The organism is Nonomuraea sp. NPDC051298, assembly GCF_055586305.1.
The window spans coordinates 1-18,623 of sequence record NZ_JBVJIM010000034.1 but is presented as its reverse complement, the minus strand read 5'-3'; the positions used below and the strand labels follow the sequence as shown (position 1 = coordinate 18,623).

The following is an 18,623-nucleotide window of genomic DNA, read 5'->3' as shown; positions in this document are numbered from 1 at the left end:
AACTCACGATTGAAGGAACCGATGAAGAAGCGCTCCACGGAGAAGAAGCTCGCCGCGCTGACGGTGGCCACGGCACTGGTCGCGGCGGGGTGCAGCGGCGGCGGGAAGAACGGCGCCGAGTCCGAGATCGGCGCCAACGGCAAGATCATCATCGACACGTTCTCGCCGGCCGACCCGGACACCAACCTGGACACGAACACCGTCTCCAAGCTGATGAGCGACAAGTTCAAGATCCAGTTCCGCTGGCAGACCACCACCTACGACGCCGGGCCCGCCAGGGAGAAGCGCCAGGTCGCGCTGGCCAGCGGCGACTACCCCGACCTGTTCTTCCTGATCTCGTGGGTCGACTCGTTCACCCAGGCCGAGGTGCTGAAGCTGGGCCAGCAGGGCGTCGCGGTGCCGCTGGAGAACCTGATCAAGGAGCATGCGCCGAACATCCAGAAGGCGCTGGACACCAACCCGACGCTGAAGGAGATGTCGGTCACCCCCGACGGGCACATCTACGCGTTGCCGCAATGGGAGGACTGCTACCACTGCACGTATCCGGACAAGCTCTGGATCAACAGCGCCTGGCTGAAGAAGCTGAACCTCCAGCCGCCGAAGACCACCGAGGACCTGCGTACCGTCCTGAAGGCGTTCAAGACGCAGGACCCGAACGGCAACGGCCAGGCCGACGAGATTCCGCTGATCGCCGACGCCACGAACAGCGCGCTGATCGCGTACATGATGGGAGCGTTCGCCTATGACCCGGTCGGCGCGAACAACGGCGTCCGGGGGCTGCTGGTGATGAACGGCGACAAGGTGGACACGCCGGTCGACAAGCCCGCCTGGCGCGAGGGTCTCAAGTACATCAACTCGCTGTACAAGGACGGCCTGATCGACCCGGCCACCTTCACCCAGAACGCGGAGGCGCTGCAGGCCATCGGGGACAACCCCAAGGCCGTCACGATCGGCTCGTCGCCCGTGCTGCACCCCGGCGTCTTCGTCCACCTGGACGCCAAGGACGGCCGGGACAAGCAGTACGACGCCGTGCCGCCGCTGACCGGTCCCAGCGGCAAGAGCTACACCGGACTGCAGTACCCCAGCTCGAACGGCTACACGTTCATGCTGACCAACAAGGCCGGCAAGGAGGCGCAGGTCGCCGCGATCAAGATGCTGGACTACGTCTACAGCGAAGCCGGACAGCTCGAGACGTGGGCCGGGCCCGAGGGGGTCGGCTGGGAGAAGCCCGCCCCCGGCGACATCGCGCTCGACGACAAGAGCACGCCGAAGTACAAGACGATCTCGGACGCGGTCAAGCCGAAGAACTCCTCGTGGGGCGCGCTGGCGCAGTACTACAAGACCCTCGCCTTCCGCAACGCGCAGGTCGTCCCGTCGGACATCTACTCCGAGGCCGGGTACGAGCGGCGGCTCTTCGAGGCGACGAAGCTGTACGAGGGCCATGAGGACAAGGCGCAGGTCTTCCCGACCACCTCGATCTGGCCGGACCCGGCCAACGCCGCCGAGCTGGCGACGCTGAAGACCAACCTCGACAGCTACGTCACGCAGGCCCAACTGGCCTTCATCACGGGGTCGAAGAACATCGACACGGAGTGGGACGCCTTCGTCCAGGGTCTCGACGGGGTCGGCATGAAGCGCTACCTGGAGCTGAACCAGCAGGGCTACGACAAGTACAAGGCCGGCCAGTGACACCTCGCTCGCACCTGCCGACGGTGCTCGACGTCACCGGCTTCGGCGCGCTCCCCGGCTCGGGCCACACCGACGCCGCGCCCGCGATCCGGGCGGCGCTGCACGCCGCCGTCGCCGAGGCCGGTCCGGTGGTGCTCCGCTTCCCGCCGGGCGACTACCACCTCTGGCCCGACGGCGCGCACCGTCGTGAGCTGTACGTCTCCAACACCACGGGAGACGACCCGCGGCACCGCCTCAAGTCGATCGCGCTGCTCGTGGAGGCGGCGCGCGACCTCGTCATCACGGGGGAAGGCGCCCGCCTCGTCCTGCACGGGCTCCAGACGACCCTCGCCGTCATCGACTCCCGGCGGGTACGCGTCGAGGGGCTCGAGTTCGACTTCGCGGTGCCGACGGTCGTCGACGCCACCGTGGTGGGCGCGGGCGTCGAGGCGGGCCGGGCTTACCGGTTGATCCGGGTTCCGGCGGCCACCCTCTTCTCCGTCGAGGGCACGTCGATCCGCTGGCACGGTGAGGTGCTCGGCTCGGGCGAGGTGGCGTGGTCCGGGCACGACGCGCTCGAGTACACCCAGATCCACGACCCCGCCGCCCGGCGGACCCGCCGTGGCCCGAACCCCCTGTTCGAGCGCGCCCGGTCGATCCGGCAGGTGGCAGAGCGTGACCTGCGGATCGACTACGAGCACGCCGAGGAACCGGCCGACCTGGGCCTCGTCTACTCGATGCGGCTGACGACCCGCGACCACCCCGGCGGGCTGGTGCTCGACAGCTCCGAGGTGACCCTGTCGCGGCTGCGCTTCCGCTTCCTGCACGGATTCGGCGTCGTCGCCCAGAACAGCCGGGACGTCACCGTCGAGGGCTGCGAGTTCCAGGTCCCGCCGGGCAGCGGGCGGCACAGCGCCGGGTTCGCCGACTTCGTACAGTTCTCCGGCTGCTGGGGGGAGGCGGTCGTCCGCGACTGCCTCTTCGACGGGCCGCATGACGACCCGATCAACGTGCACGGCACCTACCTGCGGGTCGCCGCTCAGCCTGACGCCCGAACGCTCGAACTGGAGTACGCGCACCCGGAGACGGCGGGCTTCCCCCAGTTCGCGCCTGGCGACCAGATCGAGGTGGTCGATCGCTCCACACTCCAGGCGGTCGCCCAGACCACGGTGACGAGCGCGCGCCAGCCGAGCGGCCGCGACCACGACCTGCCGCTGCGCACGATCGCCGTGACCGTCGAGGACGAACTCCCGGACGGCCTGTCCGGACAGGCCGCGGTGGAGAACATCACCCGGACGCCGGCCGTGCGGATCCAGCGCAACGTCTTCCGCAATGTGCCCACCCGTGGGGTCCTCGTGACCACTCGGCGCCCGGTGCTGATCGAGGAGAACCTCTTCGAGCGCACCGCGATGGCCGGGATCTACGTCTCGTGCGACGCCGACGAGTGGTGGGAGTCCGGCCCGGTACGCGACCTGACGATCCGCGGCAACGAGTTCGTCGAACCAGGCGGCCCGGCCGTCTTCCTCGACCCGAGGAACCGCCGCTGCGAACCCGGGCATCCGGTCCACCGGGGCGTGGTCGTGACGCACAACAGGTTCGTGCTCGACGGCGTGCCCGCGCTCGACGCCAGGAGCACGCACGGCATCCGGTTCCGGGACAACACCGTCGTCCGGCTCGGCGAGGAGACGCCCGACCTCGTCCTGCGCTCCTGCTCCGACGTGGCCGTCGAGCCCGACCAGGAGGGACCGCCGACGTGACACCCGGTCCTGCCGCCTACGTGACCGACGGCCGGGTGAAGGGTGACGCCCAGACCGCCCACGTCACATCGCGGCCCGGATCCGAAGTGTCAAGGAAAGGTCGTCACGGTGGCCGGGATCGTCTCGATCCCCTGCGCCGGGCCGCCGGTGTTGTTGATCACGTGGTTGTAGCGTCCCTTCCCGCCGAGCGAGACCGCCAGCAGACTGTGGAAGCGCACGCCCGGCTTGACTGGCACCTCGAAGCCGCGGTCCACTTCGATGGTGGGATCGCTGGTGAACACGCAGTAGCTGCCCATGCCCCAGCCCTCATGCTGGTTCACCGAGTCGGCCACCTTGTAGGCGGCCCAGCCCTTGACCGAGCCGTTCATGTAGGCGGCCTGGTTGGGCGGGTCGTAGGGCAGTTCGTTCTGGAAGAAGATGGTGCGGCCGCGCTCGCCGAACCACTCCACGTTGTACTTCTTGTAGTGCTCGACGAACAGCCCGGTGGCGAGTACGTCGTCGCCATGGACCCGCAGGCCGTAATCGGCGGGGTTGACGTCCCAGCCCACGCCCTCGCCGTGATCTGCCCGCCAGATCCAGGTGTGGTCGATGACGGTGTCGTCGGCGTGGACCGCGACGCTGACGGTGGCTTTGCCGGCGAACTGGCCGCCGACGCGTACGAACACGTCCTGCAGGGTGATCGGGTTGGCCGAGTGGTCGGTGTGCGCGCCCGGACGGCCGACCTCCAGCAGGACCGGCGAGTTGACCAGGCCCGCGTCGATGAGGAGGCCGGCCAGCCGTACCCCGTCCACGTCGGCGACCCTCATCGCGGCGACGCCGTTGCGCGGCACCAGCGTGGCCAGGCCGAGCCCGAGTACGACGGTGTCGGCCCTGTCGACCTCGACGGTCTTGTCGAGCTGATAGACGCCGGGGGTGAAGAGCAGGTGCAGGCCCTGGGCGAGCGCCTGGTTGAGGGTGTCGGCGCTGACGCCCGGCCTGGCCACGTAGAAGCGGCTGAGCGGGACCGACGTGCCCGGCGTCGGGCCGCTCTCCCATGAGACTCCGCGCGCGTTCGTGCGCTTGCTCGGTACGAACACCGCGTAGTCCTGGCCGTCGAGGTAGAGGTAGGGCTTCTCGCGGCTGACGGGCGTGGTGTCCAGCGTGGTGTAGCGCGGCTCGGGGAAGCTCGTGGCCGGGGCGCCCCGCACGCCGGAGAACGTCATGTTCCACACGCTGTTGGACCAGCCGCCGATGGAGCTGTCACGGGTGTACCACTGCTGCTGGGAGTAGGAGCCGACCTGGCCGTCGATCTTGCTGTCGGCGATGTAGCCGCCGGAGGCCCAGCCGTACCCGCTGGGCGCCAGGTTGAGCGCGCCGCGGATGTGCATGCGGCGGAACGGCGCGGCCTGCGCCACCGCCCACCGGTTGGTTCCGTCGTACGGTGAGACCGACAGGTTCTCCGTCGACCGCCAGAAGTTCTGTGTGGCGTTGCCGTTGAACCAGCCCGCGTCGACGCTGACGCCCTTGACGGTGACGTCGCCGGGGTTGCGGCCCAGGCCGTGCACGGAGGTGTAGAAGCCGGTGTCGACGTTGACGTCATAGCTGCCTGGTCTGAACATCAGCGCGTAGCGGTCCAGGCCGAACTGGGCGGCCTCCTGCTGGGCGAAGATCTGGTCGATCTGCGCCTGGATGGCGGAGGCGGGCATCGACGGGTCGAAGACCTTGACGTTCGGGCCGAGGTCGCCGCCGCCGGGCAGCGGGTCACCGCCGCCGCCCTCGCCGTCCGTGGTGTGCACGCTGAGCTCCCAGAGCGAGTAGCCGTACCCGGTGCCCCTGGTGGTGCCGTACACCCGCAGGTAGCGGCCTTCGCCGCTGACGTCGTAGACCGTGGAGCCGCCGGTGGCGCCGGTGACGGTCTTCAGCGTGGCCCAGGCCGAGCCGTCGGATGAGGTCTGGATGGTGAAGTCCTTGCCGTAGGCGGCCTCCCAGGACAGGCCGACCCTGCAGATGTTCCTGGCCGAGCCGAGGTCCACCTGGATCCACTGCGGATCGGCGAACACGCTGGACCAGCGGGTGCCGGCATCGCCGTCGACGGCCTTGGCAGCGGCCAGCCCGGCCTGCTCGGCCGAGGAGGCGGTGGCCGGACGGCCCAACGCGGCGTTGGTCTCCGAGCACACGGCGGTGTGCGCCGGGGTGGTGACAGCAGGTACGACGAGCAGGCCCAGCAGAGCCGCGAAAGCGGCCGAGGTCGATCGCATCATGTTCCCATCCGGTAGACGCCGAACTCCCACAGCGAGTAGCCGTACGCGGTGGCACGCTGCGTGAGGGAGAGCCGGACATAGCGGGCGGAGGCGGTGAGGTCGAAGCTGTCGAAGCCGCCATCGCCGTTGGCGACGGTCTTCAGGGTGGTCCAGGTGCTCCCGTCGGTGGAACCCTGGAGCTGGTAGGCGCGGGCGTGGGCCGCCTCCCATCCGAGCTGCACGTGCTTGATCGGGATGACCGCGCCCAGGTCGACCTGGATCCACTGGGCGTCGGACCACTCGCTGGCCCAGCGGGTGGCGAAGCTGCCGTCGGTGGCGCGGTCGGGTGTGAACGGCCCGCCGTCACCTGTGGCCTGGTGGCTGGAGGCGGTGGTGGATTTGCCGCGGGCGACGTTGACGCCGTCGACCGACGGCGGCACCACGCGGAACGAGCGCTGCTCGATGCCGACATTGCCGTGACCGTCGAAGGCGTAGACGTAGACCTTCCACACGCCGAGTCGTTCGGGGGCGGTGACGGCGAGCCTGCCCGGCGCGCTCTGGGTGAAGCGGGCGTGCCGGAGGCCGCGGTTGCCGGTGATGTGCTTGTCGCCCAACATGACGTGGTAGCGGATCAGGTCGCCGTCGGGGTCGGTCACCTGCGTGTCGACGGTGAGAGTCCCGCCCGCCGGGACCGCGGTCTGCGAGCCGACCGTCATCGAGTTGATGCGCGGCGGGGTGTTGCCCGTGGCCTGGCCGGTGTACGCCTGTTTGAGCGCGTGGAAGCCGTGCCGCCGCCAGCCGCCCGGGGTCACGTTCAGCCAGACGCCGCCGAAGTCGTTCTCCAGGCCGTAGTGGAACATGGTCGCGCCGAGTGCCACCCCGGTGTGGCCGGTGACAGCGTTCCAGCCGGCCGAATACATCTGGCCCTTCCGCAGGTCGGTCGGTTCGTCGGGGACGCCGTTGACATCGTTCGGCACCTCCCACTCGCCGTCGGGGCCGGCCTCGGTGACGATGTACGGCTTGCCGTACCCGCCCTGGATCCAGTCGTCCTTGACCGTGTGGATGGCGCCGTAGGAGTTGACCGCCAGCAGGTCGAGCGCCGGGGAGTGAGCCTTGTAGTAGCTCCAGGCGTGGGTGTAGGCGTCGGTTGAGGTGACCGGGTGGTTGGGGTCGGCGGCGTGGATGGCGACCGCGACCTCGTTGACGAACGCGGCGTAGGCGACCCGGCGCCGCTCCACCACGTCGGCGGGCAGGCCGTGGTCCTGCATGGTGAGGATGACCTCGTTGCCGACGTCCCACATCAGCACGCCCTGGTGGTTCTTCAGTGCGTTGACGCGGGCCACGATCTCGTTCTTCACGCCGGTTTTGTAGGCGGCGTCGTCGACGTAGTCGGCGCCCTGGTTGAGCCAGTGGCCGACGATCGCCTTGATGCCGTTGCGGGCGGCGGCGTCGAGCAGCGCCGGGGTGTGCGTGTCGTCCACGCCCCAGATGCGGATGGTGTTGACGCCCATGGCCTTCAGGTCGCGCAGGTAGCCGTCCGCGGCGGCCTGTGGCGGGCCGTAGGTCACGCCCTTGATCAGGTACGGCGAGCCGTTGACGGACAGTTGCCAGCTACCGTTGCCGCCGGCCACCTGGACGACGCTCGGCCCGGCGGGGACCGGCGCGTCGGTCATCGGGGCGGAGACCGCGCCGGACTGGCGGGCGACCGTCACCCAGTCGGCGTTCAGCACGCCGCCCGAGGTCGTCTCCGGCGACGGGGTGGTCACCCCGGCGACGGCGTTCGGCAGTGAGCCGCCGATGGCCAGGTCCAGACGCAGGTAGAAGCCGTGGTGCACGGCGGCGTTCCAGGCGGCGACGCCGACCTGGCTCTGCCGGACCACCCAGGTCTGCCTGCCGTCGAGGTAGAAGCGCACCTCCTCGTCGGTCTTGGTGCGGTCGATGACCTGCGAGAACTCGTGGTAGCCGGCCGCGCAGCCGCCGCAGGTGGCGAAGCCGCTGGTGCGGCCGTTGTACTCGTTGCAGACGCCGTCGGGCGCGGTGCCGCAGTGCAACGTGTTGGAGAACTCGTCGGCGCCGTTGACGCTGGTCATGATGTCGGTCTCGCCGACACCCGGCCAGTTGTTGAAATTGCCGCGGTAGGCGGCGCCCGTGGCGCGGAAGCCGGGCCAGTAGCCCAGGCCGTCGGCGACGGCGGGCAGCTTCAACCTGGCGCTGAAGCGGACCATCTCACCAGGTCGTGCCTCGAAGTCGGTGCGCCGGGTCTCGATGCGGCCCGAGGTCCAGTTGCCCGCGCCGTCCCTGATGGCCCTGATGCTCAGGTGGCCGTCGCCGTCGAGGCCGACGTTGGCGGTGGAGTCGCTCATCGTCTCGACCTCGCCGGTGCCCCAGTTGGGCGCGCCGCCGGGGTAGGAGGTGCCGGTCCGCATGATCCAGTCGGCGGCGGAGGGCGAGGTGCCGGCCGGGCCGGTGAAGTCCTCGCGCCACACCTCCGTCCAGTCGCCCGGCTCCTGGGTGCTCTCGGCGGTGTTGACCTGCAGTTCCCAGAGGGAGTAGCCGTGGCCGGTGGCGCGGGCGGTGCCGTACACGCGGACGTGGCGGCCGGTGCCGGAGACCTCGTGGGTGTCGGTGCCGCCGTCGCCGCCGGTCACGGTCTTCAGGTCCGTCCATGCCGTGCCGTCGGGGGAGGACTGGATCTTGTACGCGGTGCCGTAGGCGGCCTCCCAGGTCAGGACGACCCTGCAGAGGTTCTGGCTGGAGCCGAGGTCGACCTGGATCCATTGCGGGTCGGCCGCGACGCTGGACCAGCGGGTGCCGAGGTCGCCGTCCACGGCGGCGCTGGCCGGGAAGCCGGCGCTCTCGGTCGACGAGACCGCGACGGGTCTGCCCTGGGCGGCGTTGACCGTGTCACAGCCGACGCTCTGGCCGCCTTCGCCGTACACCTGGAACTCCCACAGGGAGTAGCCGTAGCCGGTGCCGCGCTGGGTACCGAGCACGCGGACATGGCGGGCGGTGCCGGAGACGACGTGGGTGTCGGTCCCGCCGTCACCGTCGGCGACGGTCTTCAGGTCGGCCCACGAGCTGCCGTCGGCCGAGCCCTGGAGTTTGTAGGCGCGGCCGTACGCGGCCTCCCAGGTGAGCACGACCCTGCTCAGCGCGGCCGGCGCGCCCAGGTCGACCTGGATCCACTGCGGGTCGGCTGCCGCGCTGGACCAGCGGGTGGCGGCGTTGCCGTCCACCGCCATCGCCGCGGTGGTGTCGCCGCCCTCGATGGAGGAGGCGGTGGCGGCCTTGCCCTGCGACAGCAGGCTCTCGGCCACCGCGGCCGCCGGCGCGGCCAGGGACGGGGCGAGTCCGGCCAGGCACGCCACCAGGGCGGCGATCAGGCCGAACCGTAACCAGCCGGGATGTCGGACGGTGAACACGTTCACTCTCCTCAACGGTGGGGGTGGCCGCATGATCCGGCACGGAGGAGAGCGCTCTCCGTGTGGTGACAGTGCATCGTGACAGAGGCCGCGTCAAGGCCCAAATCATCGTGCTGCCGAAACACGCAGGTGATGACCGTGTAACCAAGGGCAGCAATTTCACACCGCCTTGACAAGGCGCCACGTGGACGTCCACTCTCGTGGAGAGCGCTCTCCTGCGTCAGTCACCCCGAGGAGAGACACCATGCCCGTGTTCCGAAGAAGCCCAGCCCTCGCGTTAGCCGCCGCCATCGTCTCCGTTGTCGCCGCCATCAGCCTGGCCGTCGTCCTGCCTGCCGCCGCCGACACGGTGCTGTCCCAGGGCAGACCCGCCTCGGCGTCGTCGTCGGAAGGCGGCGCGCACGCGGCCGGAGCCGCCTTCGACGGCGACTCCGGCACTCGGTGGTCGAGCGCCTGGGCCGACCCGCAGTGGATCCAGGTCGATCTGGGCGGCACCGCCACCATCAGCAAGGTCGTGCTGTCGTGGGAGGCCGCCTACGGTACCGCGTACAAGATCCAGTCCTCCCCCGACGGCACGGCCTGGACGGACCTGAAGACCGTGACCGGCGGCGACGGCGGCACCGACACCCACGAGGTCTCCGGCACCGGCCGCCACGTCCGCGTGTACGGCACCGCCCGCGCCACCGGCTACGGCTACTCGCTGTGGGAGTTCGAGGTCCACGGCACCGGCGGCGCCCCGACCACCCCCCGGCCCAGCCCGACCTTCACCGACGAGGTCACGCACCACGAGTTCCAGGCCAACTGCTCCCTCACCGTCAACAGGCCCGACGACCCGATCGTCTACCCCGGGCTGCCCGGCGCGTCCCACATGCACACCTTCGTCGGCAACACCACCACCAACGCCCACAGCACCTCCTCGTCGCTCCTGGGCGGTGGCACCTCGTGCACCAACCACCATGACAAGTCCGCGTACTGGTTCCCCAGCTTCTACAAGGGCGACCAGCTCATCGAGCCCGTGGGCAACCAGGTGATCTACTACAAGTCCGGCATCCTGGAGTACTGGCGGGTGCAGCCCTTCCCCCAGGGCCTGCGTTTCGTCGTCGGCAGCCCGACCTCCACGCGGGAGCAGTTCCGCGACCACCCCGGCGCGGTCGAAGGCTTCGAGTGCGGCGACCTGTCCAAGAGCTGGGACATTCCGCAGTACTGCGTGCCCGGCAGCCAGGTCAACGTCCGCTTCCAGGCGCCGAGCTGCTGGGACGGGGTCAACCTCGACAGCCCCGACCACAAGAGCCACATGGCCTATCCCGTCGGCGGCTACTGCCCGTCGAGCCACTCGGTCGCGGTGCCGATGCTGGAGTTCAAGATCGCCTTCCCGGCGAGCGGAGACCTGTCGCAGGCCCGTCTGTCCAGCGGCCGCGGCTACACCTGGCATTACGACTTCTTCAACGCCTGGGACGACCCGCGCATCCTCGACGCACTGGTGACCCACTGCATCAACGGCGGGCTGCAGTGCAACCCACGCGGCTACGACCTCTACAAGCCGCACCGGGGCGCGGCCCTCACCGAGGACTTCGAGCTTCCCTGACGCTCTCCGCAGATGCCCTCCGCAGATGCTCTCCGCGAGGGCGACAGGCCCGTCCGCCCGCCCCGGTGGCCGGGGCGGGCGGACGCGGGTGACCGTGCTCGCCGGGCGTCCGGCGTACGCCGTCATAACGGTCTCGTACAGCTAGGAGAGCGCTCTCCGTCAGGCGTGTTATAAAAGGCTGGTGAACCGACTGCCGGCGGGGGGATTGCCCACTCTGGAGGACGTGGCACGGGCCGCCGGTGTCTCCCGCGCGACCGTCTCCCGGGTGATCAACGGAATCCGCAACGTCGATCCCTCCATCCAGGAGGTAGTGCGCCAGGCCATCGCCACCACCGGCTATGTCCCCAACCGCGCGGCCCGCTCGCTCGTCACCGGGCGCACAGGGGCGGTCGCACTGGTGCTGTCCGGTGTGGGACCCGACGACGACCCTTCGCCCAGCCCCATCCTCACCGATCCGTTCTTCGGGCGCGTCGTCACCGGGATCATCGGTTTCCTCCGGCTGCGCGGCATCCACCCGGTGCTGATGTTCGCCGAGACCGCCGAGAGCCGTGCCCAGGTCGTGTCCTACCTGCGGCAGGGCGACGCCGACGGGGCGCTGCTGGTCTCCACGCATGCGGCCGACCCCCTGCCAGGGCAACTGGTCCAGGCGGCGGTGCCCGTCGTGCTCTTCGCCCGCCCGGCCGGCCCGGTTCCGATCAGCTACGTCGACGTCGACCACCGGGCCGGCGCCTCCCTTGCCGCCGACCGTCTCGTCGAGCTGGGCCGCCGCCGCGTCGCCACCATCTGCGGCCCCCTCGACGTGCCCGCCGCACAGGCGCGCCTGTCCGGATTCCAAGACGCGATGGCCAGGCACGGGCGTGCCTACGTCCCGCTCAGCGAGGGCGGCTTCACCCACGACAGCGGCGGGCAGGCCATGGAACGGCTGCTGGCCCAGGAACCCGACCTCGACGCCGTGTTCGTCGCCAACGACCTGATGGCCCAGGGTGCGCTGCACGTGCTGCGCCACCACGGCCGTACCGTCCCCGGCGACGTGGCCGTGATCGGCTTCGACGACAGCAGCGCGGCCACCGCCTGCCGCCCACCGCTCACGACGATCAGGCACCCGGTCGAAGACATGGCCGCCGAGATGGGCCGTCTCCTGCTCGACCACATCGACGAGCCGGGCCGAGCACCCACCTCCGTCATCTTCGAACCCACGCTGATCCTGCGCGCCTCCGCCTGAACCACGCGAGAAACCCGTTCACCGCGTTGAATCCGTCAAATGCGACTACCGCTGCATGACCAGACGGAGAGGGCCGGGAAGCGCGGGCCATGGCGGCGATCCCACGGGCCACGAGACTCAGGTCGGGCTGATCCGCGTCGAGCTGAAAGTATCGTCCGCATGACTCGGATCCTCGCCCACCATGACTTGATCGCCCTGCTCGACCCGGACGCCTGCATCGAGGCTTTGCGCGATGGCTTCACCCGGAGCGATGCCGTGGCCGTCCCGGGGCAGCGGATCCGTACCGACCTGCCGTTCCCGGGCACCGCCACCGCCCTGATCCCGGGACTGCTGCCCGGGATCGACGCCTACACGGTGAAGGTCAACGCCAAGTTTCCCGGAGCCAGGCCCGCTCTGCGCGGGGTCATCTGCCTGCACAGTGGTCAGGACGGCGAACTGCTCGCGCTGCTCGATTCGGCGACCATCACCGCTTGGCGCACCGGTCTGGCCGCGGCGCTCGGCACCCACGTCCTGGCCGCCGATGCCGGGGAAGACGCCGTCCTCGGTGTCGTCGGCGCGGGCGCCCAAGCCGAGCTGATGGTGCTCGGCCTGCGACGGCTTCGTCGCGTCAGCGGACTGGTCGTGCACGACCTCGACCCGGCCCAAGCGGCTTCCTTCGCCGCCCACCACGGCGGCCACAGCGTCGGCTCGGCCGCCGAGGTCGCCGCCCGCGCCGACATCGTCCTGCTCGCCACGTGGTCGCGCACCCCGCTGCTGCACCTCGCCGACACCCGGCCAGGGCAGCACCTCACCAGCCTGGGCGCCGATGAACCCGGCAAGCAGGAGCTGTCCCGCGACGTGCTGGAGGCCGCCCTGCTCGCCGTCGACGACCGGTCGCTCACCGCGGCCATGGGCGTGCTCGCCGCGGCCGGACTTCCGGCGGAGGCCGCTCACGCCACTCTCGGCGAGATCCTGCGCGGCGAGTACCCCGGCCGCACCGATCCCGCCCAGCGCACCGTCTACGCCCCCGTTGGGCTGCCGTGGCAGGACCTCGCCCTGGCCTGGCTCGCCTACCGGGAGGCCGAGCGTCGCGGTCTTGGTCTTGAGGTTGACCTCCTCGGCTCCTGACCCAGGTCGGTGTCACCCAGGCCAGGTCCAGTCGGGTAAGAGCCTGTACGGAGCTGCCATGGCGCACGATAGCCACAAGAGGGAGCGGCAGAGGAAGGGGCCGCAGGGTGACACCAGCCTCTCCGCCCAGCGCCGTGGAACGACAGGAGAAGGTGTCGCAAGCCGGGTCGGCCCTCTCGCGTTATGCTGGACCCGCATGTGTGACCGATCTCCGGGATCGTCCAGGTCGTCCTGGCCGTCAGTGACGACGCTAAACTCCCCGGCCTGCGCCCCCACCGGCTCCGCCACACCTACGCCACCCGGCTGCGCGAAGGCGGCGCCGATGTCGCCCAGGTCCAGGCCCTGCTCGGCCACGCCTCCCTCGACACCTCGGCCCGGTACTTCCGTTCGGGCACCGCCGAGCAGGCCGCAGTCGTCGACCGCGTCTTCACGTAAAGCGGCTCACCTGTATCGGACCGCCGGATGGCGGTAGGTCTGCTGGCGTCGGCCCGCTACCGCCACTGACCGATTGGTTGCTGCTCAGGGGCCGAGGCGCTGTGGCGGATCTGCCGAACGACATGCGCCCGATCCTGCGACCGATCTCAGCGTCCTGGTGGGCCCGGTTGGCAGCCGAGTCCACCGACACACGCCAGCCGATCTGCCCGGCGGCCGTGGTCGCCTCCACCTCGCATGACAGAAGCCGCCCCCGCCCCCGACCAGACCTCAAACTTCCAGGTCAACCAGTCCCTGAAGCAGAACCGCACCCAAAGCTATCTCTCCTGGCAGAGCACCGCTTTGGCCGCCTGATCGATGGCCTCGCCGACGGCCATGGCCTGCTCGTTTTTGATCTTCAGCGTGGTGGACACGGCGAACTGACGGCGGCCGTCATCCGAGGTGTAGGTCACGGCTAGGAAGCCGGGGCCATTGCCCGCGGATGCCCGTACTGCCGGCTGACTCCCGCACAGACCACCGCCGGAGGGCGGAGGGACGATTTCCCGTTGCAACGAGGAGGGCAGCAACTTGCCTTGCGCAAAGGCGCGCTGGAAGGCGCTGATGTCGTGGGCGGTGGAGATGACCCCTCCGGCCGCGCCACCAAAGCTTGCGTTCTGCCGGTCCACGTCGCGCGGTATGCCCTTGGCGTCGGGTTGGTAGCCGTGCCCGTGCGGGCCCTTGATTCCCTGAGGGGGCCTGGTGGGCAGATAGGTACGGCTCATCCCGAGAGGTACGAAAAGCCGCCGGGTCAGCTCGGCAGACAGGCTACGGCCGGTCACCTTCTCGATGATCATGCCGAGGAGGAAGTAGTTGGTGTTGGAGTAGGAGAACCTCTCACCCGGCTCCCCGGTACGGGGAAGCTTGCGCGAGGCCCTCACCAGATCGACCGGAGGATAGTAGGTCGTGAAGTCGAAGGGATCGTCGAACTGCCCGGAAGCGAAGAAATCGGGGATGCCGGAGGTGTGGCGGATCAACTGCCGCACGGTGATCTCATCGGCCCGCTCCACGAGATCCTGCTGCGCTGCCTCTGGCAGAACGCCGGCCAGCTTGTCATCGAGACCGAGCTTGCCCTCCTTGACAAGTTGCAGCAGCACGGTGGCCGTCATCTGCTTGGTTTGGGACCCGATCCGGTAGCGGGAATCCGGGGAGATGCGGCCGCCCTTGCCGTTGAGCAGGCGGGAACCCGCCGTCCCCTGGCCCGCCCGCTTGCCGTCGACATACACCTGCCCGATGGCACCCACCACCCCGTCGATCTTCACCAGGTTCGCCATCGCCTGCTGGACGTCCCCCAGCTTGACCTGGTCGGCGGCGGCTGCGGATCCGGGGACGCTCAACGTCAGCGCCACGCACGCCACCCCGACAGCCATGCCGACCGTACTCCCACGCCTCACTGCTGAGGTCCTGTCTCCTTGGTGCGTGCTCGTCATGGTCGATCACCCTTTCTGGCGGAACTTCGAGGGTGATCACATCTACCGGCCGGCACCGATCGTCGGCCGATCGGCGGACCATATGCGGTGCATATGCGAAGCTTGCGATACTGCCGGGATGCGCGTGCTCTTGGTCGAAGACGAGCAGCCCCTGGCCGGGTACATCGAGGCCGGGCTGCGCAAGCACGGCTTCACCGTCGACGTCGCCCTCGATGGCCGCAGCGCTCTGGACAAGTGCGAGATCACGCCGTACGACGTGGTGGTCCTGGACCGGGATCTGCCGCTCGTGCACGGCGACGCGGTGTGCCGACGACTCGTCCAGCGGGGTAGGTCGCGGGTGCTGATGCTGACCGCGTCCGACGCCGTGGAGGACCGGGTCGGCGGGCTGATGCTGGGCGCGGACGACTACCTGGGCAAGCCGTTCGCGTTCTCCGAGCTGGTCGCGCGGGTCCACGCCCTGGTACGGCGTAGCGCACCGGCCCGCCCGCCGGTGCTGCGCGCCGCCGGGGTGGTGCTGGATCCGGCCCGGCGCATGGCCGAGCGGGACGGGCGGCTGCTGCGCCTGACGCCCAAGGAGTTCGGCGTGCTCGAACAGCTGCTCGCCGCCGGCGGTGACGTGGTCAGCGCGGAAACCCTGCTGGACAAGGTGTGGGACGAGCACGCGGACCCGTTCACCAACGCGATCCGGATCACCGTCGGCACGCTTCGCCGCAAGCTCGGCGACCCCCCGTTGATCGAGACCGTCACCGGCGCCGGCTACCGGATCGGCGGCGCAGGATGGTCCGGCTGACCGCCCGCGCCCGGCTCGCATCGCTGCAGACCGCCCTGGTGCTGGCCGCCGGCGCCGCGCTGACCGGGTTGACCTACCTGCTGATGCCGCGCCACGCGTTTTTCACCCACCTGGACCCGCTCGGGTCTGCCCCACCGGGCATGCCCCAGCCGATGCCATCGGGGGCCGAGGAATTGCGCGCACTGGCCGACCGGGTGCAGGCCGACACCCTGTCCGCGCTGCTGACCCAGGCCGGTCTAGCGCTCGTCGTGGTGACCGCCCTGGCCGCCGTGCTGAGCTGGGTGGTGGCCGGTCGGGTGCTGCGGCCGATCCGCGCGATCTCCTCCACCGCCCGGCGGCTGTCGGCCGAGAACCTCACCGAGCGGGTTCCAGTCACCACCCCTGCTGACGAGCTGTCGGCGTTGGCGGGCACCGTCAACGGGATGCTGGACCGCATCCAGCGCGGTGTCGCCGAGCGGGACCGGATCCTGGACAGTCAGCGGCTGTTCACCGCCAACGCCGCCCACGAGCTGCGTACGCCGCTGACCACCGCGCGCACGGCAATCGACGTCACCCTGGACGGAAAGCCCAGCCGTGCCGAACTGCTCGCGATGGCCGGCGATGTACGCGGCGCTGTCGAGCACATGCAGCGCGTCCTGGATGGGCTGCTGCTGCTGGCACGCAGCCAGGCCGGGCTCACAGCGCGGGAACCGGTCGACATGGCCGCTATCGCGGCCGCCGCCCTCGACGCCGCCCGGGCGCGGGCGGCAGCCGCCGACGTCGCCGTACAAGCCGAGCTCCGGCCGGCACCGGTCGACGGTGAACCAGTCCTGCTGGAACGAATGATCGGCAATCTGGTCGACAACGCCGTCCGCTACAACCGGGCGGGCGGGCAACTGGTGGTCGATACGGGCACGGCGGGTGGACGCGCCGTCCTGCGGATCTCCAACACCGGCCGACAGATCCCGCCCGGTGAGGCGGAGACGCTGCTGGAACCGTTCGTACACGGGCAGGGAACCCGCCTCCGTACCGACGGCCTGGGCTTGGGACTGTCGATCGTGCGCGCGGTCACACTCGCCCACCGCGGACGGATCGCGCTCACCGCCCGTACCGGCGGCGGCCTCGACGTCACCGTCGACCTCCCGCAGAGCCCAGTGACCACGGACGCGGGATCGCGGGCCACCGGATCACTCCAGGAAACAGCTCTTCCGTGAAGCAAATTGGTCTCATGTCCCATCGGCAGCACCAAAGACCTGGGAGATCGGAGAATCTACACGATCGTCTTCCGGGTTGAGGAATCTCTTCGCCGACCCTTTTCAGCGGTGCTCTCGCGGCTCCTCCCCAATCGGGATGAAACCATTCGCCAGGTAGCCCTCCCTGCAATCGACGTCAAGATCCTGCAAACCGAAACTCTTCAACGACGCCCGCGAGAGCACCATCGCCCGAGTGCTCTTCCACCGATCGGATCCCAGGGCATGCCCGACGCGCATGCAACTGACGGACCAGGAGTGGGAGTTCGTCGAGCCATGCCTGCCGATCGGCGAGTACCGGTCCGTACCTCGAGCGGCTGCGGCAGCAGTTCGAGGGTGTGATCTGGCGGTTCACGACCGGTCAGCGGCCTCGGGCCCGTGCTGCAGACCCTGTGCGACTGGGGAGCCGCACACCACTCACCCGGCTACCCGAACGGCACCGCCTGACCAGGTCGAACGCGTTCCATCACTGCCGTGGTCACGGCCCACGCCGCCCCAGATGCTCGACGTGACCGCCCAGCTCCGGCAGCTCAGGCCACATCGCGGCCGCCGATCCGGCCGGCGCCGGATAGCTCTCGTCGTTCTCGGGCGGGCCATTGACACCGTGACCGTCCTCATCGAGGACGATGACGTGGAAGTCAATCTGGTGCCCCTCGCCATCCTCGAAGACGAAGTTCCACGCTCTGGTGTCGCCACGGGAAACCGGCCGGTATCCGCGGCCTCGCAGAGCGGCGGTGACCGCTGGCACATCGTGCTCCTGCACAACAATGTCCAGATCGGCATGCGGCCGCGTTTGGGAACCGAGACACGCGTCCACTGCCCAGCCGCCGTCCAGCCATACGCGGATGCCCAAACTGTCGATCAGGGCCAGAAACTCTTGGACATCGCCTGCGGTCACCTCCGGTTCAGTCACGCTGACAAGTGTCCCGCCGGAACCAGCAGACCATCCGCGGTGGGCCCTGCCGTCGAGACACGCACCTGGTCCCCGCTCAACACGCTCTGAGCGGGACGTCTACCTGCCTTACGTGCCAGACAAGATCATATCGCTCTGACCTGCGGGAAGATCGAATAACCCAAGATAACGATTGAAGTAGGTGTTCACGGCCTTCAGCCCACATACGGCCAGAACCCACATCAAGTGGATCTTGGGCCGGGTTTCTCCTGGGCAGGGCGGGGACGGAAGGCGCCGGGAAGGTGTTGCGGTCTCGAGGGTTCCGGCTCGAACATGGAGGGATAAGTCCGGCATGATAACGATCAACGCCGTGTTTCCGCAGGTCGCGGTGCTCGCCAAGCAGCTTTATGTCAACCCGCACCTGGCCTGTCGGCTCCACCTCAAAGATCGCGAATGTGGGTTCTGGGCGTATGTGGGGTGCCCCCTGACCGGCGTGCCTGACCGGCGCGCGTAACCGCTGAGCGCGATCAGCCGGCTGCGGCGCGCTCGGTCTGCGACGCGGCCGCCCCTCGACGGGCTGAGACGGCGGCTCGTCGAGGGCGGGCGGCCCGGAGCACGATCCCGCGCCCCGGCCGTTCGGTCATCGCCCAGTCACTTGCCCGGGCAGAGTACTGTTTCGGCCGCCTTATTGATGGCCTGGCTGATCGCGAGTGGTGAACCGACGCTCGTCGTGGTGGATACGGCGAGCTGGAGCCGGCCGTCCGAGGAGGTGAAGGTGGTGGCGATGAAGCCCGCCGTGCCGCCCGACGGCACCTCGAACGCCGGGTCGCCGCC

14 protein-coding genes are annotated in these 18,623 nt (G+C 69.5%); 9 read left to right on the top strand and 5 right to left on the bottom strand.

Annotated features, from left to right (window positions below; translation table 11 throughout):
- Positions 1-21: 21 nt before the first annotated feature.
- Complete coding sequence (locus tag ACZ6S0_RS48080; RefSeq protein WP_465926957.1) at positions 22-1,689, top strand: type 2 periplasmic-binding domain-containing protein; 1,668 nt, start codon at positions 22-24, stop codon at positions 1,687-1,689.
- Positions 1,686-3,425: a right-handed parallel beta-helix repeat-containing protein gene (locus ACZ6S0_RS48075; RefSeq protein WP_465926954.1), complete on the top strand. Its 1,740-nt coding sequence runs from the start codon at positions 1,686-1,688 to the stop codon at positions 3,423-3,425. The genes ACZ6S0_RS48080 and ACZ6S0_RS48075 overlap by 4 nt, the downstream gene beginning before the upstream one ends.
- Positions 3,426-3,514: 89 nt before the next feature.
- Here ACZ6S0_RS48075 and ACZ6S0_RS48070 read toward each other — a convergent pair whose 3' ends face one another.
- Positions 3,515-5,665 carry a discoidin domain-containing protein gene (locus tag ACZ6S0_RS48070; protein ID WP_465926952.1) on the bottom strand — a complete coding sequence of 717 codons (2,151 nt, stop codon included), beginning with the start codon at positions 5,663-5,665 and terminating at the stop codon, positions 3,515-3,517.
- Positions 5,662-9,066, bottom strand: a complete 3,405-nt coding sequence (locus ACZ6S0_RS48065; RefSeq protein ID WP_465926950.1) for a discoidin domain-containing protein — start codon at positions 9,064-9,066, stop codon at positions 5,662-5,664. The genes ACZ6S0_RS48070 and ACZ6S0_RS48065 overlap by 4 nt, the downstream gene beginning before the upstream one ends.
- Positions 9,067-9,310: 244 nt before the next feature.
- Here ACZ6S0_RS48065 and ACZ6S0_RS48060 point away from each other — a divergent pair, with 244 nt between their 5' ends.
- The 4 genes from ACZ6S0_RS48060 (at position 9,311) to ACZ6S0_RS48045 (ending at position 13,415) form a co-directional block, all read left to right on the top strand.
- Positions 9,311-10,651: a DUF1996 domain-containing protein gene (locus ACZ6S0_RS48060; RefSeq protein WP_465926948.1), complete on the top strand. Its 1,341-nt coding sequence runs from the start codon at positions 9,311-9,313 to the stop codon at positions 10,649-10,651.
- Between the two features lie 181 nt (positions 10,652-10,832).
- Positions 10,833-11,873, top strand: coding sequence for a LacI family DNA-binding transcriptional regulator (locus tag ACZ6S0_RS48055; RefSeq protein WP_465926946.1), 1,041 nt, complete (start codon positions 10,833-10,835; stop codon positions 11,871-11,873).
- Positions 11,874-12,032: 159 nt separating this feature from the next.
- A complete protein-coding gene (locus ACZ6S0_RS48050) occupies positions 12,033-12,980 on the top strand; it encodes an ornithine cyclodeaminase family protein (RefSeq protein ID WP_465926944.1) in 948 nt (315 codons plus the stop codon).
- Positions 12,981-13,187: 207 nt separating this feature from the next.
- Positions 13,188-13,415 carry a tyrosine-type recombinase/integrase gene (locus ACZ6S0_RS48045; RefSeq protein ID WP_465927077.1) on the top strand — a complete coding sequence of 76 codons (228 nt, stop codon included), beginning with the start codon at positions 13,188-13,190 and terminating at the stop codon, positions 13,413-13,415.
- 314 nt (positions 13,416-13,729) lie between these two features.
- Here the strand turns inward: ACZ6S0_RS48045 and ACZ6S0_RS48040 are convergent, their stop codons facing one another.
- The gene (locus tag ACZ6S0_RS48040) at positions 13,730-14,797 is read right to left on the bottom strand and encodes a serine hydrolase domain-containing protein (RefSeq protein ID WP_465926942.1); all 1,068 of its coding nucleotides are present in this window, start codon (positions 14,795-14,797) and stop codon (positions 13,730-13,732) included.
- Positions 14,798-14,996: 199 nt separating this feature from the next.
- On the opposite strand from ACZ6S0_RS48040, the gene ACZ6S0_RS48035 reads away from it, so the two are divergent.
- Together ACZ6S0_RS48035 and ACZ6S0_RS48030 are read left to right on the top strand one after the other, a co-directional pair.
- A complete protein-coding gene (locus tag ACZ6S0_RS48035; protein WP_465926940.1) occupies positions 14,997-15,668 on the top strand; it encodes a response regulator transcription factor in 672 nt (223 codons plus the stop codon).
- Positions 15,656-16,861 carry a sensor histidine kinase gene (locus tag ACZ6S0_RS48030; protein ID WP_465926938.1) on the top strand — a complete coding sequence of 402 codons (1,206 nt, stop codon included), beginning with the start codon at positions 15,656-15,658 and terminating at the stop codon, positions 16,859-16,861. Before ACZ6S0_RS48035 ends, ACZ6S0_RS48030 begins: the two co-directional genes overlap by 13 nt.
- A 514-nt stretch (positions 16,862-17,375) precedes the next feature.
- Here ACZ6S0_RS48030 and ACZ6S0_RS48025 read toward each other — a convergent pair.
- Positions 17,376-17,810: a nucleotidyltransferase domain-containing protein gene (locus tag ACZ6S0_RS48025; protein WP_465926936.1), complete on the bottom strand. Its 435-nt coding sequence runs from the start codon at positions 17,808-17,810 to the stop codon at positions 17,376-17,378.
- A gap of 331 nt (positions 17,811-18,141) precedes the next feature.
- Between ACZ6S0_RS48025 and ACZ6S0_RS48020 the strand changes: the two genes are divergently transcribed.
- The gene (locus tag ACZ6S0_RS48020) at positions 18,142-18,303 is read left to right on the top strand and encodes a hypothetical protein (RefSeq protein ID WP_465926934.1); all 162 of its coding nucleotides are present in this window, start codon (positions 18,142-18,144) and stop codon (positions 18,301-18,303) included.
- 137 nt (positions 18,304-18,440) lie between these two features.
- Here ACZ6S0_RS48020 and ACZ6S0_RS48015 read toward each other — a convergent pair.
- A partial coding sequence (locus ACZ6S0_RS48015) for a hypothetical protein (protein WP_465926932.1) occupies positions 18,441-18,623 on the bottom strand: 183 nt, incomplete at its 5' end.